Origin of the sequence: Streptomyces sp. NPDC087901 (assembly GCF_044742205.1) — a bacterium.
Taxonomy (GTDB): Bacteria; Actinomycetota; Actinomycetes; order Streptomycetales; family Streptomycetaceae; genus Streptomyces.
Map to the genome: position 1 here is coordinate 30450 of NZ_JBIUUC010000021.1, position 15344 is coordinate 45793.

10 protein-coding genes and 1 pseudogene are annotated in these 15344 nt (G+C 69.4%); 7 read left to right on the forward strand and 4 right to left on the reverse strand.

Going from position 1 to position 15344, the window contains the following annotated elements:
* Window positions 1-99 precede the first annotated feature (99 nt).
* Both ACIOEW_RS37990 and ACIOEW_RS37995 read left to right on the forward strand, forming a co-directional pair.
* Window positions 100-951 carry an aldo/keto reductase gene (locus tag ACIOEW_RS37990; RefSeq protein WP_401969846.1) on the forward strand — a complete coding sequence of 284 codons (852 nt, stop codon included), beginning with the start codon at window positions 100-102 and terminating at the stop codon, window positions 949-951.
* A gap of 177 nt (window positions 952-1128) precedes the next feature.
* Window positions 1129-1764 (forward strand): hypothetical protein, encoded by a 636-nt coding sequence (locus ACIOEW_RS37995; RefSeq protein ID WP_401969849.1) that lies wholly within the window; start codon window positions 1129-1131, stop codon window positions 1762-1764.
* 24 nt (window positions 1765-1788) lie between these two features.
* Here ACIOEW_RS37995 and ACIOEW_RS38000 read toward each other — a convergent pair whose 3' ends face one another.
* From ACIOEW_RS38000 to ACIOEW_RS38010, 3 genes are read right to left on the reverse strand one after another with little or no spacing between them, the layout of a single operon-like run.
* Complete coding sequence (locus ACIOEW_RS38000) at window positions 1789-3165, reverse strand: MFS transporter (protein WP_401969852.1); 1377 nt, start codon at window positions 3163-3165, stop codon at window positions 1789-1791.
* On the reverse strand, window positions 3162-5171 hold the full coding sequence (locus ACIOEW_RS38005) for a PEP/pyruvate-binding domain-containing protein (RefSeq protein WP_362547434.1): 2010 nt from the start codon (window positions 5169-5171) through the stop codon (window positions 3162-3164). Before ACIOEW_RS38005 ends, ACIOEW_RS38000 begins: the two co-directional genes overlap by 4 nt.
* Window positions 5168-6541, reverse strand: a complete 1374-nt coding sequence (locus ACIOEW_RS38010) for an acetyl-CoA carboxylase biotin carboxylase subunit family protein (RefSeq protein WP_401969854.1) — start codon at window positions 6539-6541, stop codon at window positions 5168-5170. The genes ACIOEW_RS38005 and ACIOEW_RS38010 overlap by 4 nt, the downstream gene beginning before the upstream one ends.
* A gap of 433 nt (window positions 6542-6974) precedes the next feature.
* On the opposite strand from ACIOEW_RS38010, the gene ACIOEW_RS38015 reads away from it, so the two are divergent.
* Together ACIOEW_RS38015 and ACIOEW_RS38020 are read left to right on the forward strand one after the other, a co-directional pair.
* A complete protein-coding gene (locus ACIOEW_RS38015; RefSeq protein WP_362547440.1) occupies window positions 6975-8234 on the forward strand; it encodes a PAS domain S-box protein in 1260 nt (419 codons plus the stop codon).
* Window positions 8235-8587: 353 nt separating this feature from the next.
* Window positions 8588-8929: an extracellular solute-binding protein gene (locus tag ACIOEW_RS38020; RefSeq protein ID WP_401969856.1), complete on the forward strand. Its 342-nt coding sequence runs from the start codon at window positions 8588-8590 to the stop codon at window positions 8927-8929.
* 1280 nt (window positions 8930-10209) lie between these two features.
* Here ACIOEW_RS38020 and ACIOEW_RS38025 read toward each other — a convergent pair.
* Entirely contained in the window at window positions 10210-10860 is a 651-nt protein-coding gene (locus tag ACIOEW_RS38025; protein ID WP_362547446.1) for a hypothetical protein, read from the reverse strand.
* A gap of 2012 nt (window positions 10861-12872) precedes the next feature.
* Between ACIOEW_RS38025 and ACIOEW_RS38030 the strand changes: the two are divergent.
* The 3 genes and pseudogenes from ACIOEW_RS38030 to ACIOEW_RS38040 form a co-directional block, all read left to right on the forward strand.
* A pseudogene (locus tag ACIOEW_RS38030) lies at window positions 12873-13001 on the forward strand (TetR family transcriptional regulator); the annotation flags it as partial.
* A 239-nt stretch (window positions 13002-13240) separates the two neighbouring features.
* Window positions 13241-14041, forward strand: a complete 801-nt coding sequence (locus ACIOEW_RS38035; RefSeq protein ID WP_401969859.1) for an alpha/beta fold hydrolase — start codon at window positions 13241-13243, stop codon at window positions 14039-14041.
* Window positions 14042-14073: 32 nt separating this feature from the next.
* On the forward strand, window positions 14074-15303 hold the full coding sequence (locus ACIOEW_RS38040) for a PP2C family protein-serine/threonine phosphatase (RefSeq protein WP_401969915.1): 1230 nt from the start codon (window positions 14074-14076) through the stop codon (window positions 15301-15303).
* The last annotated feature ends 41 nt before the right edge of the window (window positions 15304-15344 follow it).

Sequence of the window (15344 nt, forward strand, 5' to 3'; positions counted from 1 at the left end):
CGCCCGTATGGAGCAGTTCCCCCTACGCGGGGGACCGCGCGACGTGACCGGGACGCGGGCCGGTACCCGGCCGCGTCCCCACAGGAAAGGACTTTCCCCATGGAGTACGTAACCCTGAACAACGGCGTCGAGATGCCGCTCCTCGGCTTCGGCGTCTACCAGATCCCCGCCGAGGACACCGAACACGCGGTCTCCGACGCACTCGCCGCCGGCTACCGACTGCTGGACACGGCCGCCGCGTACGGCAACGAGGAAGCCGTCGGCCGCGCCGTCAAGTCCAGTGGCATCGCGCGCGAAGACCTGTTCATCACCACCAAGCTCTGGGTGCAGGACGCGCCCGCCGAGGAAAACACCGGGCGCGCGTTCGAGACCTCGCTGACCAAGCTGGGCCTGGACCACCTCGACCTGTACCTGATGCACCAGCCGTTCGGAGACGTCTACGGGCAGTGGCGCGCCATGGAAGCCCTCAACCGCGAGGGCCGCGCGAAGGCGATCGGTGTCGCCAACTTCTACCCCGACCGGCTGCTCGACCTGATCGTCAACAACGAGATCGCCCCGGCGGTGAACCAGATCGAGACCCACCCGTTCTTCGCACGCGCCGACTACCAGGGCCTCATGCGCGAACACGGGGTGCAGATCCAGTCATGGGGCGGCTTCGCCGAGGGGCGGAACGACCTGTTCACCAACCCGCTGCTGGCGGACATCGGCAAGGAGCACGGCAAGTCGGTGGCGCAGGTGGTGCTGCACTGGCTGAACCAGCGGGGTGTGGTCGCCATCCCCAAGTCGGTGCGTGCCGAGCGGATGGTGGAGAACCTCGACGTCTTCGACTTCCGGCTCACCGACGAGCAGCTGGCGCGGATCGCCACGCTCGACACCGGCGCCTCGCTGTTCTTCGACCACCGAGACCCCGAGATCGTCGCCTGGCTCGCCAGGCGTCGCCCGGACGCCTGAGCCGTCCGGGCGCGGACCGGTCCACGTGCAAGTCAGCCGTCGGACGACCGGATTGGAGGGCACGGGAAAGATCTTCCCGGAATGTGCGTGCCCCGAACGAAAAAGTGTGGCGTCATGTGTCATGTACTGAACATTTACGCATCGCTGTGATGCGTCAAGGAGAAGGGCGCCGACGCCATGAGAAGAACCGCCTCCCGGGGCCTCGTCCGTCTGAGCCTCGCACTGGGTGCCGCCGTGGCGTCGACCGCGCTGGTCACGACGGCGAGTGCGGCCTTACCGGTGACCGCCGGGTCCACGGGGACGCCCGTCGCTCCTCGGACCGGCACCGAACGCGGCTGTGTCGTCGTGTACTTCGACCTGGGCGAGACCCTGGTCCACACGGCCGACGACGACACCACGGGCTACCGGCAGGACGCGGCCGCCCACCTGGCCGCACTGCGCAAACGCCACATCAAGGTCGGGCTGATCACCAACGTGCCGTCCTCCTGGGGCACGACCGACGCCGCGCGCGCGGCCGTGCTCAAGAAGGAGGTCGACAGCACCTGGACGGGCAGCACGCCCTTCGCCTGGGACGACTTCGGTGACCGGATCCTGACCCCGCGCACCGAGGCCGAGCGCAAGCCGGCGCCCGCCCTCTGGGACCGCGCCCGGGACGCGTCCGGTGGCTGCCGTCTCGTCTACCAGGCCGAGACGGCCGAGGAGACCGACACCGCCGCCTCGCTCGGCTACGTGGCGTACCGGATCGGACAGCCCGCCCGGCCCGCCTTCCTGCCGGCCCCGCTGATCGAGCTGCTCGCCCACCTGCCCGGCTGACGCCCGCCGGCGACGCGCGCCTTCCTAGGAAGGCGTGTCCGCCTGCCGGCGCCCCCATCCGGCCGGACGGCCCGCACCGTCGGCGACGGCATCCAGCCGTACGCCCGGGGCCGTCCGGTCGGAGGGACGCTTCACCACCCCGCTGCGCAGCACCAGTTGGAAGACCCCGAGCAGCACCGCGGTCGCCAGGGCGCTGTGCCAGAGCAGGGCATCCAGGCGCCCGGCGGAGAGGTACGCGCCCGCGGCCACCGCGGCCAGTGCGCACACCGCGCGGTCCACGATGCTCTCCACCGAGAGCAGGGTGGCCCGTGGTGCGTGGGCGGGCACGGCGTCGTTCACCAGCTTGCGCTGGACCGGGTAGGCGAAGCCGGTGGCGGCGGCGAACAGGCAGAGCAGGGCGACCGCCGCCCAGGGCCCGCCCAGGGTGAGCCCGGCCAGGGTGCCCGCGAGCGCCAGGCTCAGGACCGATACCCAGGCCACCGGCGTCACCCGGCGGCTCAGCCACTGGGGCCTGGCCGATGCCACGGCCTCCGCCACCGTCATGGCGGCCAGCACCCCGCCGTGCGAGGACTCACCGATGCCGTGGTCCAGCAGGATGGGCTGGAAGAGGTTGACCTGGCAGATCCGCGAGAGCGTGAACACCGCCACGCCCTGCACCATCACCAGGGCGAGCCACGGCGAGGAGGCGACGCAGCGCAGCGCGGAGCCCGCGTCGCGCAGGAACGCCCCGCCCCGGCGCCCGCCCCCCGCCCGTCCGCCGGCCTTCCCGGCCCCGGCCGCGTCCCCCGGGACGGTCAGCCGGGGCAGGGCCACCGCACAGGCCAGGGAGCCCGCCGCGCTGGCGGCGCTCAGCACGTACGGGGCCGTGTGGGCGAGGGCCATCAGCGGCCCGACCAGCGGCCAGCACACGACCTTGGCCGCCAGCCCCAGGGCCCGCGCCGTGCCCTCCGCCTTCAGGTAGTGCTCGTCGCACTTCTCCGCCCGCAGCCCGTCGTACAGATAGGCGCTCGCCGCTCCCGAGGTGAGCGAGCGGCCCGCGGCGATCGCGAGGAAGTGGAGCAGGAATCCGGTGTACGAGGCGCTGAACACCGGTGCCAGGTTCGCCGCCGTCATCACGACGGCCCCGGCCCGCAGACAGTTGCGGGTGCCGATCCGGTCGGCGATGAGCCCGGTCGGGATCTCGAACAGGCAGAACGCCACGTAGTAGATGCTCTGGATGCCGAAGATCTGCCCGTCCGAGAGCCCGGCCGCCTTCTGGTAGGCGTAGAACACCGGCATCCACCACAGCAGGTTGAACAGCAGCTGGAAGCCGTAGTTCAGGCGGATGATCCGGCGGGCCGTGTCGGTCAGGGCGCCGCCGGTCCGGCCGGTGGAGGGAGCCCAGGGGAGGCGGGCCCTCACAGCGCGTAGGGGCGGATCTGGACCAGGCGGAGCTCGCCCCGGTCGCTCATCAGCCACTCGATGTCCAGCGGCCGGTCCACGTCGTCCGCGCTGAAGTGGGACTGCAGGAGCCGTCCCGTCAGCGACAGGTCGGCGAGCCGGGCGCGGGTGGCGGCGGGCAGCCCCTCACCCCAGGAGCCGAGGGCCACGGTGCGGCCCCCGCCCTCCACCGTGTTGTACAGGTACTGCTGCGGCAGCACGGAGCCCTCGACGACCTGCTCGGGGGAGCCGGGGGAGCAGTTGAGGTAGACGTTGCGGAAGTCCTCGCGCCGGGTCGGGTTGCAGGTCACCAGGACGCCGCCGAGGGAGGCGGGGACGTACTCCTGGATGATCACTCCCATGTACGTGTCGTCCAGGGAGATGCCGACCTGGTGACGCAGCCGGACGCTGCGCGGTGACAGCAGCGAGGCCCACACCTGCCTTACGGCATCGAGGAGTTCGGCGGTGCCGCGCACGGTGGTGACGGAGTCGTAGACACCGGCCGCGGAGAAGCCGGGGAGGTCCTCGGCGTTGGAGGAGGAGCGCACCACCAGGCGGCTGCCCGCGGCCAGTGGCGCGGGGAACGCCTGCCTGATCTGCCGGGTGACGGTCTCGGGCATGGGCGTGTGGCGGATCAGGTGCTGGAGCTGGAGACAGAGCGCGTCCAGCATGTCGGTGGCGTCGAGTTCCAGCGCCATCTTCAGCTTGCCGATGCCCTGCTGGAGCGCCGGAGAGGAGGTGAGGAAGGCGTGCTGGAGCGCGAAGGGCAGCGCGACGCCGTCCGGCGCACCGACCGTCGTCGCGACGAACGCGGCTGCTGCCGAACGCAGTTCGGCTGCGGAGGGCGCGTGCAGACCGAGCCGGACGGAGAGGTGCCCGTAGAGGTCGTCACGCGGCGGGCGGGGACGTCCGTAGAAGGCGGTGAGATCGGCCGTGCGGCTGTCCAGGACGTGGTGCAGCTCGCCGAGATTGGCCGCCTTCGTGCCGTACCGGTCGCGGTCGTCGCTGCGCAGCCGGTGCAGGGACAGCACGGGCGCGTCCTCCAGCAGGGGCGGCTCCAGACGGATGCGCTGCCGGTGCCAGGCCGGGGCCTGCAGGGCGGGCTCCCGGTCCAGCCGCTCCAGACTGATCTCGTCCTCGCGCACCCGGTAGCGGACCCACGCACCGTCCAGGCCGTCCCTCTCGACGAGCTGTTCCAGGTCGCGGACGATGGCGTTGGGGATGCCCCAGCCGGAGGCGAGGACGTTGGTGTGCGAAAGAGGCGTGATCTGTGCCGTGTTGAGGAATCCGGCCACGCGCGGTACGTCGTCCGGCAGGCAGGGCATGGCGACGATGTCGGCCCAGCCGAGCCCGGCCTCGGCGGCGGCGTACTCCTCACGGGTCCGGAAGAAGCGCAGCCGCCCGGTGGCGTTGCCGGGGTTCAGAGGTGTCCGGTTCCGCGTGCCGAAGAGCTCGTGGCCGAGGATGCGCGGTACCCGCGGCTCGCTGATCGCCGTCAGCTCCTCTTCCTGGCCGTGGTTCGCGGGCTTGAGCAGCAGCGGCAGCCTGCCGTCGACGCGCTCCCGGACGAACTCGTAGAAGGACTCCAGCAGTGCGCCGTGCATGGTGTCGGCCTCGGTCGTCTCCAGGACGAGGAAGACCCGTTCGCGGCCCTCCGCCTCCTGCTCCGTGTGCAGGGACAGCACCCCGAGGAGGAAGCGGCGCCCGGGGTCGGTGTACACGGAGGCGTTGAACGCGTCCAGGCCGGCGTCCAGCTCGGACAGTTCCATGCCCAGGACCTGGGTGGCGATGTAGTTGACGTGGAAGGGGTGCGCGGCGGTGTCGAGCAGGTGCCAGGTGTCCTCGGTGCGGTCGACGACGACCTTGAGGTACGGGTGACCTGCCAGCACCCCCGAAAGGGTCCGGAACAGCGGCAGCGAGAGGTTCCCGCCGACGACCGTACGGTCCGTCGCCGGTTCCGGTGCGCCGGTGGAGAGCGTGGCGGTCATATGGCGGCTCCCTCGGGCAGCGCGGCGGGCAGTACCCGGGGCAGGGCGTCGACCAGGGCCTCGAAGTCGCGGAGCACGGTGCGCGGGTCGGCGGCGGAGAGCAGGCACAGTGCCGCCATGGTGTTGGCCCCGGCGGCCGGGTCATAGACCGGTACGACGCTGCCGTCGGCGAGCGAGCTCTCCGTGACCACGGACAACTCGCTGCCGCGGCTGAGCGGGACGCTCGCGGAGACCACCGGGAAGTCCCAGACCCGCAGGTCCTGCCAGGCTTCGCCGCTGCCGTCGACCGCGAGGACGACGAGGGAGCCGGCCGCGCCGCTGGCCTGCGCGGGGGTACGCGCCTGCTGAGGCCAGTCGACCGGGCGGCCGAGGAGGTGGTCGACCAGCATGCCGACGAGGTCGAGGTGGAAGACCTCCTCGATCTGCGGGACGGTCATCGCGCCGCCCAGCCGGGCCGCCGTCTCGATCAGCCACATGCGGCCGTCCGCCCCGAGCTTGATCTCGGTGTGCGTACCGCAGTTGCTGAGCCCGAGGGCGTCCACGGCCTCCCGGGCGAGGGCCACGACACGCTCCTGGGCCTCTGGCGGCAGCAGGGCGGGGGTGATGCCCGCGCGTTCGGTGAACGGTTCGACCGTGGGCATCCGGCCGCTGAGGCAGACCGGGTGGAAGACGCCGTCGGCCACGACGCCCTCGACGCTGACGTAGTCGCCCCAGCCGGGCTCGTCGAACCAGTCGGTGGCCAGTCCGGTGACGATCTCCTCGACGACGAAGTCCGCCTGGGCCTCGGCCACGTGGAGTTCCGCGTAACCCAACTGGGCTGATTCGGCCATTACTTCCCGCGAGCGGGACCAGGCGGCGGAGGCCTCGTGGGGGGAACGGATGATCTGGTGCGCGGTGGAGCCCGCGCTCCAGGCCGCCTTGAGCAGCAGTGGGAAGGTCAGTGCTTCGGTGGCCGCGTGGAGGTCCGCCTCCGTGGCGACGGGGCGGAACTCCGGTTGTGGCAGCCCGTGTTCCTGCCAGGTGCGGCGCATCAGCCGCTTGTCGCGGGCCAGGGCCGAGGCGCTGCCGGCCCCGGCGAGTCCGAGTTCCTCGCAGGCCTCGGCGACTGCCACCACCGCGTACTCGGAGAAGGTGAGCACCGCCTCCGCCCTGACGGCCCGCGCCCGAGAGACGATCAGGGAGACCAGGTTCGCCCGCTCCGCGTCGGCCGGCGTCTCGACCGAGGCGCACAGCCGCGCGGCGGAGCCGGCGACCGAGGGCGGCAGGGCGCTGAGCGCCAGCAGGTGCACCTGCGACCTCGCGGCCGCCCGGGAAAGGACGTGACCGAGCGGCGGACCACCCTTGGCATGCACCAACAGCACCTTGTTCACTGAAGTTCGTCTCCGTTCGTTCGTGTGGTCAGAAGTCGCGGCCGGGCGGTTCGCCCCGTACCCGCTGCGGGGCCCGGCCCCGGAGCCGTGCGTCCGGGAAACATCGGAAGGAGACCTCGCCCGTGACATGGCGTGTCTGCCCGCACACACAAGGGAATCAGGCGAGAGGGGGCCGGAATGACGGTGAAGGCGTGTACCGGTCAGGCAAATGCCAGAGTTGCAGGCCGCGTAGAAAGATCGTGAGAGTTCCGGGGAGGCCCGCCGGCGCGTCACGGGTGAGGCGCCCGCACTCCTCAGGTCGGCCGAGAACCGAGCATGCGCCGTATCGGGACGGGATACACATTGCGATGGCGACCCGTGTCAGTCAGTCGACCGAGGATGGAACATCACTGTGGACGATCACGCCCTCAAGGCACTGCTTGAACATCTACCCGTGTCCTGGTGGGAGGTTGACGGGCAGTGGCGCGTTCTGGAACGAGGTGGCGGCGCCTTCGCCGACCTGGGTACGGCGCAGCGGTTCCTCGACCGGTTGCGGCAGGAACTGTCGGATCCGGGCTCCTCGACCGCGGACGGTCACCGGCGGACCCGGTTCGACGGCCGCACCTTCGACGTGACCTGGTCACTGGACGGGGCACGTGGCCAGGGCCGCAGGCGCGGGCTCGCGGTGGAGGCCGACACGCGGCCCGAAGTGCCGCGCCGTTACGCCGCGTTCGCGGACTTCGCCGACCTCGCGCCCGCCGCCGCCTTCATCCGGGACCGGGAGGGACGCTATCTGTGGGCTAACCACGCCTACGCGCACCTCTACGGCACGACCCCGCAGGAGGTCGTCGGCAAACACATCGAGGACTTCGACTCCCCGGCCGACGCCGTGCAGTTCCGCGCGCTCGACCAGGAGATCCTCGCGCGCGGCAGGCCGGTCCGCCACACGCTCGGCTATCAGCGCGCGGACGGCACCACCGGGCAGGCGGCGGGCCACCGCTTCCCCGTGGAGGAGAACGCGCAGACCTGCGTCGCCGGGATCTACGTGGACATCACGGAACACACCCGCGCGATGGTCCAGCGCCGGGAGGCCGAGGAGAACCTGCAGGCGCTGCGCGACCACAGCGGGCTGCCGTGCGCGCTGCTGTCGGCCAACGGGCGGGTCGTGCAGGCGAGTGCGGCAGCCGCTGAGCTGTTCCGGACGAGCCTGGCCGATCTCGTCGGCCGCCGTGCGCACACCCTGCTCGCGCCCGCGCCCGCGCCCGACCTCGGCCAGCTGCACCGGAGATGGAACGGGCTGATAGCCCGCAGGGTGAGACGGGTGGAGACGTCCGCCGTGTTCGTCGACCTCCAGGGGCGGCAGCGCCGCGTACAGCTCCACCTGACGACGGTCGGGCGCTCCGCGGCGCGGGCCCGGCACGTGTGGGCCGTCGTCACCCACCAGAGCCTTGCCCACGCGGCCCATCCGCCGCTCACCGCCGCGCAGGTCCGCATTCTGTCCCTCCTCGCCGAGGGCAGCAGCAACGGCGAGATCGCCACGTCGCTGAGGCTGTCCCGGCAGACGGTCGACTACCACCTCAGCCGGCTCCGGGAGATCCTCGGGGCCGCGACCAGGCCGGCCCTCGTCGCCCGCGCCTACGTACTGGGCATTCTGGCGCCCCGGGCCTGGCCCCCGCGCTCCGTCACGGCCACCCACCCCCTCAGTTCCACCTGAGCCGCCGCTGCCCCGGAACCGTATCGGGCCATCCGCGCGGGAGAGCCGCCGTCCGCCCTGCTCCGGTGGCGGTCCCGTGACGCGCCGGCCGGGGCGTCAACCCTGTTGCGCCGGGCCCGAATTCGGGCAGGGGTGACGGTGCGATCAGGGTGCCGACGGGGTGAATGGTGCTCACAGGCGAGCCCGGGGTGCGCAAAAATACTTCAAAGTGCCCTTGATCCGTCAACTTTGAGCAAATAGCGTCTGGGTATTCCGATTGTGGGGACAGCGTCCCTCCGCGGAACGAACTCTGTCGGCTTCACGGCTTCACCCGCACGGCGAGGCTGCGGCCCCCACCCCCAGGAAGGCTCCGCGTGCGCAGACGTTCCCTCCTCACGGCGGCTGCCGCCACGACGCTCGCGGCGGCCCCGCTCGCGTCCGGCTGCAGTTCCTCCTCGCCGCCGTCGCCCTTCTCCGGCGGCGGCTCCCGGCGCGGCCATCTCACGTACGGCGTCTGGGACGTCTACCAGCTGCCCGCCATGAACCGGGCGGCCCGGGAGTTCGAGCGCACCCGGCCGGGCGTGACCGTCGACGTCCAGCTCACCCCCAACGGGACGTACTGGACCAAACTGCGCACCGCGTGCACAGGTGGCGCCGCGCCGGACGTCTTCTGGATGAACGAGAGCCCAAGTTGGGCGGCGATACCAACGGCCTGATGCGGTTCACCTCCGCTCGCGCGGAGAGCACCACCGAAGGCACGGCTGCGTCTCGAAAATCAGCGGCTCACCTCCGCTCGAGCGGAGGTGAACCGAACCCGGTGTTCACGCCTCCGCCTGGCCCCCCGTGCTCTCCGCGCGAGCGGAGGTGAACCGGAGAGCTTCGCGTTTCGAGGGCTCACGTCATGGTGCTCTCCGCGCGAGCGGAGGTGAACCGTCCCTGGCCCCCATCGCTAAGAACTACAACCTGCGCTCTCCGCGCGAGCGGAGGTGAACCGCGGCGAGGGGTTAGCCCCGCAACTCCCGCCACGTGCTCTCCGCGCGAGCGGAGGAACCGACGGTGCTGTCGGTGCTGGTGCTCTCCTTGCGAGCAGTGGTATGTCGCACGCCCCACGTACACGAGATCGCACCCAGCGGCCGGTGCTCTGGATGCGTTAAGCCCCGCCGCTTCGTGCGCTGATGCTTGACGAAGCCGGGCTCGTTGTTCTCTGGTCGGTGAGACTCCTCCTGTGTTGATTACCTTGGTGGACGGTGATGGGCGAAGAGGGCGGCCGGGCAGGAGTCGCGCCGGGGGAATCTAAGGGCGGGTGCCGATGGGTGGTGCGGGTGTCTGTGTAGATCTGGGTCGGCTTTGGACTCGGCCGGCATGCTCCGGGCGGTCGCGATTCCTGCCCGGCCAGGCGCTGATCGCTGCTGACATTCAAGCGAAGGCGCCCTGGAACGAGCCAGTCGCGCCTGCTTCCCAGGACCTCGGCATCCACAAGGAAGCATTCCGTCTGGGTCCGTCAGATCGAGGGACCGCGGCAGCCGGCGACATTTCTCATCACCACCGAGCGAGCCGAAGGTGCATCGTCCGCAGGACAGACCCGGCAAGTTCCGTCGAAGAAGGAGTCCTTCATCCAATTCGCCCCTTACCTGTCGACGCGGGCCTAACGCGTCGGCTACGGGACAGCCGGGAAGTTGAGTGATCACTCTTTAGGCGAAGCTGTCTGCGCCATGACCGATCCAGGGGGAAGCGCGGTGTTGTGAAAATCAATCGCGTCACGACACCGGGACGGGTGTGCGAGTTGAGTAACTCAAGCCCCCCTGCCTCTGCAGAAGTGGCGATGAAGCGGTGCAGCGCCTCGCCTCCACCAACCGGCGCGCGAGTCTGAGGCCATGTATCCGCAGGTGCCCCAGACTCTCGTGCGCCTGCCTCTGGTGAGATCGAGGCTCTGCACCGCTTCCTGCACCTCGAAGGGCGCTCCTGTCGCCGATCGGGCTGAGTTCAGCCGACGGCGTCAGTGGGCACGACGAGCGTGGACGCCGTTCGCCTCGAAGTCGTAGATGCTCCGATTGATCCGCAGACCGTCGACAGCACCGACCCACGCGTTGTCGCGACCCTTGCCCACCGCGGCGGTGAGGATGGTCGCCCCTGGACCACCGTCGTCGAGCGAAGCCTTCACCTGCGCGAAGGTGCACTCGGCGGCCTGAGTACAGGCGGTCTCATTGCCTGTTAGGTACCAGTAGCCGGTCGAGGTGGCATCAAGGAACCGGCTCCAGCGATTCGTGTCGGCCGCCGGGACTGCGTCCGGTACCCACACCAACGTGGAGTAGTGATCGGTGGAATGCAGGCTCACGTTCGGATCGATCTCGAACCTGATGTTCGGCAGGTTCTCGGCGCCCCCTGAGTCGACGTTCTCACCGGTCTGGAAGACGCGGAACCCGACGTCCTTCAGACCCAGCACCGGATCGCCGTAGAAGTCGACCTCGTTACCGAAGTCGACCTTCTCGGTGCTGTCCCCCACCTCGATTCCCAGACTGCCCCTTCCGTAGGGCGGCCTGGCGGAGGGGCCCTGCACGCCGAACGAGCCGTACGGCCCGTCCCTCAGATCGGCGACTGGAGAGCCGATCGTGTTGCGGGTGATCACGCCCCAGTGTTCTGAGCTCACCCGGTTTTCGTCGCTGGCAGCTGACACCGGCCCTGCGACCGTCGAGGCGACGATCGCGGCCAGTGCTGCGACTACGAGAGTCTTACCTCGGCGCACGCCTGAACGAGCGTTCACACTCACTCCATTCGGGTAGTTGAAGGGCCAAACATTTGCCCGGCCCAAGACCAGCCGCGCACCGGTGCCCGGTCGGCGCGACCATGCCACCGTACCTAACTCTGAGTAGTGAACCTGTCGCGACATACCCGTTATGTAGGGCTAATCATGCCTGTAGTTCATCAGATATTGTGAGTCGGCGTCACCTTCCGTAGTGGCTGAGCGAGGGTGCGTTGACCGCTGGGGCTGAGCTCCCTGCCTGTGGTTTCCGTAAGCGGGCGCAAGGCAGGCTGGCCACCGCACTCCTGCACCTCGCCGGTCGGCTACCCTCCGCTGCCCTGCGACATCCTGGTGCCAGGAGCGGGGGACTGCGCGGGAGGCTCCTCAACAGCTCTGCATCTGGACCGGCTGTGAGCTGGAGCTACGCGTCCGTGCGACCCCTGGCGACCCTGCTGCGTGGCAATCAGCAATCGCCGGCCGCCGGATAGACGGTCTGAACCTGAGCGAGCCGTCGCCAGATGTCTCCCAGCGTCCCCGTTCACCGCGTTGCGTCCACGACTGTTCGGGTTCGCATTCGTCGTCATGTGCGGCCGAGCTGGTGCCGCACCGGCTTCGGGCGGGTCATGATCAGCGTTCGAGTTCGGTATCGATGCGAGGGTCCGTGCGGACCCACACCTCGCCGGCGGCTCCACGCGGGGACTGCGGCGCCCAGCTTCCCGGGTTGCTTCCGATCACGGCCAGCGTGCCCTTCAGTGGCGCCTGCGACCCGACGCGCCTCGTCCTTCATCACGCAACAACGTGAGGTTGGAAAGGCTCACGGTGGCCTCGCAAGCGGGAAGGGCGGACAGGAGTCTCAGGTCAACTGCACATGACCCCGGAGAGAACTTCTCAACGGCGCGGCTTGCCGACCCTTGCCGCCCATCTGGGCACCGCTGAACGTGATCCGCGGCACCAGCGCCTGGGGATCGCATACGGACGGGTCCGGGCCCGGTGGTGCAGACCTCGATCTCGGACTTGGCACCGGTAACTCGCAGGGTCTGACCTCCTTTTGCGTTCCCTACCGGATACTCCAGCAACGCGGACTACCCGACCCGGGCTCCTGGTCGTCGGAGGTGAGCAGCGCGACCTTGTCGTCCCTGGCGGTCCTAACGAGTTGCGGCCCGACCGCGGAATCCGGGACGACGGCGATCAGCCTTTGGTCTTCTGGGCGATCGCGGGCCAGCGGGGCCGGACAGAACATCTTCTCCGGCCCCCATATTCGTCCGTACGGCGCTACACAGCTACGACCACCGCATCCCGGACCCCGGACAGCTGCTCCACCCGCTCCGGCGTCAGCGGCGAGGCCCGGTTCCGCTGATTCCCGACCCCCCGCACCGAGCTCAGTGCCACGCTTCAGCGGGGGCCTTGGCGCGGGTGCTGACGCCCTCGGAGCCCTCGCCTCCGTGCTCTTTCCGTTCTCGTCCTTGCTGACGGGCTTGTGACTTGGCGGTGGGGAGTGAGCGGGTGGGCGGCAGCCGGACTGCTTGTTGATGTCCTGGCCGTGGGCGTGACGGGGGACCGTCACGCACGAGTACCCCATCGGCCGGGGCCGCTCACCAAATGAGATGACTTCTCAGCACGGTGTCTCCATGCCGTAAATGCCCGGCTTCATCGAATGTTGTTCGTTGTTCAAACTATGCGGGCCAAGATGTGAGGTTCTGCGTCCCCGCCCGGAGGGCTGCGGAGCCACTGTCAGGGGGTGAGCTTGGGCCTTGACCTGGTCAGGGCCTGCCGGTTTCCGTCCTCACCCAGGCGGGCAGCCATCGGCTCCACCCACTTGTGCCCGCCGTCCAGCAGCAGGCCCCGCGGGCCGGGTCGCGGAGTTCACCACCGACATCAAGTACGTCTGCGCCCCGTACGGCGACGTGGACAGGGGGGCCCGCCAGGTCGCGCGGCGTGCCGGGGTCGGACCTGCCACCTTGTACCGTCGCTTCCCGACCGAGCAGATGCCGGTCGCCGAGGCCTTCGCGGACCAGCTGAATGCATGTCGCGCCGTTGTCGACACCGGTCAGGGTGTCGGCTTGGCGGTGCGTATGCGAAGGCATGGCCTTCGCAGCGCGGACGCCCGGTGCGTCGAGGAGACCCCGCCACCGATTGCTGCTGGGGCCGGGGCAGGGCGCCTTCTCCCTGTGCTCGCTGCACAGCAGGGAGCGACTGGAGAACGGATCGGCGGGCATACAACGCTCACTGTTCGACGGCGTTCGCCACAGACCAGGCCGTCACGGGTCGGGAGTGTCAGGATGTTCATATGGAGGCGCTGAAGAGGAACCGGGTATCGGTGACGGGCCGGGAGAGCGGCCCGGTGGTGATGCTCGCCCACGGGTTCGGATGCGATCAGCACCTGTGGCGTCTCGTCGCGCCCGAGCTGGAGAAACGCTTCCGGGTGGTCCTCTTCGATCATGTGGGGGCGGGGCGTTCCGACGTGTCCGCCTGGAGTTCCGAGCGGTACTCGACGCTGGACGGCTATGCCCAGGACGTGATCGAGATCTGCCAGGAGCTCGATCTCGGACCCGTGACCTTCGTCGGGCATTCGGTCAGTTCCATGATCGGTGTTCTTGCCGCGTCGCAGAAGCCCGAGCTTTTCGACAAGCTGATCCTCCTCACCCCGTCGCCGTCGTACATCGATGATGGTGACTACCGCGGCGGGTTCAGCGAACAGGACATCGAAGAACTGCTGGATTCACTGGACAGCAACTACCTGGGCTGGTCCGCGACCATGGCACCGGTCATCATGGGAAACCCGGAGCGCCCCGAACTGGGCGAAGAGCAGACCAACACCTTCTGCCGAATGGATCCGGAGATCGCCCGGGTATTTGCGCGAGCAACGTTCCTGTCCGACAATCGAGCGGATCTCGCCAAAGTGACCGTTCCGACGTTCATCGCGCAGAGCGCGCGCGACACGATCGCCCCGCGTGAGGTGGGCGCCTTCGTCCACGCGCAGATCCCCGGCAGCCAGCTGGTCACTCTGGACTCAACAGGCCACTGCCCCCAGCTGAGCGCCCCCAAGGAGACGGCCGAGGCGATCATCGCCTTCGTCCAGGGGCCGTGACGGTGCACCCGGGCGGCGATGAGACCAACGGGTTGTGGGCGGCGGGGGACCATGACCAGGAACAGCTGTCGTTCGCTGCCCTGCTGGAGGACAGCGCGGAGGACCTGTACGAGAACGCGCCGTGCGGCTACCTCTCCACCTTGCTGGACGGCCGGATTGCCAAGGTCAACCGAACCCTGTTGAACTGGCTCGGCTACCGCCGCGAGGAACTGGTCGGCCACAAACAGTTCTCCGACCTGCTGACCATCGGCGGCAGGCTGTACCACGAGACGCACTTCTCGCCGCTGCTGCACATGCAGGGGGAGGTCAGCGGCATCGCCCTGGAGCTCAAGGCTGCGGACGGCAGCCGGCTGCCCGTCCTGGTCACCTCCACTGTCAAGCAGGACAGCGGCGGCGAGCCATTGCTGATCCGCACCACTCTCCTGGACGCCCGGGACAGACGTGCCTATGAGCGGGAACTACTGCGAGCCCGGCGGGAGGCCGAGCTCGAACGCGAACGCCTGCAGCGCCTTGCCACGACCCTGCAGCGCACCCTGATCCCACCGACTCTCGAGCCGGTTCCGGGCCTGGACGTGGCCGCGCACTATCACTTCGCGTCCTCCGACGAGGTGGGCGGGGATTTCTACGACCTGTTCCCGCTGGCCGCCGGACGCTGGGGGTTCTTCATGGGGGACGTGCGCGGCAAGGGTGCGGGCGCGGCCGTGGTGACCTCGTTGGTGCGGTACACACTGAGAGCCGCAGCGGTCTTTGATCCAGCACCGGCCACAGTCCTGGCCAACCTCAACACCGCGCTCAACCACGAGTTCCAGGAAGACGAACCGCGCTTTTGCACCGTGATCTTCGGCCTGCTCACACCCAAGGAGGAGGACATGGGATTCCATGTCGTCCTCGCCAGTGGCGGCCACCCACCTGCCGTGCTGCTGCGTGCCGAGGACGGCGCCGACTATGTGCCCACGCCGGGCGGTCAGTTGGTCGGGGTCGTACCGGACGCGCAGTTCAGCACAGCCACCGTGGATCTGAGTCCCGGTGACACTCTGCTGCTCTACACCGACGGTCTGACTGAGGCGCGTACCCCGAATGCAGGTGAACGCTACGGCGACGAAGCGCTCCTGGACTTCGCACGGGGCCTGGCACCCACCTCGGCTCCCGGTGCCGTCGAGGCTCTCACCGCACTTCTGGACTCGTTCGGCGAGGGGCTCGACGATGACACCGCGCTCCTGGCGATGGGCGCGCCCCGGGGCGGGCTGTCCGGCCGGTGGTGAGTAGACCGGAGCCGTGAGGAAAAGAATCAGGAACCGGCCAG

Bases quoted from the DNA above. Each gene is read 5' to 3' on its own strand.
- ACIOEW_RS37990 (WP_401969846.1), top strand. From the start codon at position 100: ATGGAGTACGTAACCCTGAACAACGGCGTCGAGATGCCGCTCCTCGGC.
- ACIOEW_RS37995 (WP_401969849.1), top strand. From the start codon at position 1,129: ATGAGAAGAACCGCCTCCCGGGGCCTCGTCCGTCTGAGCCTCGCACTG.
- ACIOEW_RS38005 (WP_362547434.1), bottom strand. From the start codon at position 5,171: ATGACCGCCACGCTCTCCACCGGCGCACCGGAACCGGCGACGGACCGT.
- ACIOEW_RS38035 (WP_401969859.1), top strand. From the start codon at position 13,241: ATGGAGGCGCTGAAGAGGAACCGGGTATCGGTGACGGGCCGGGAGAGC.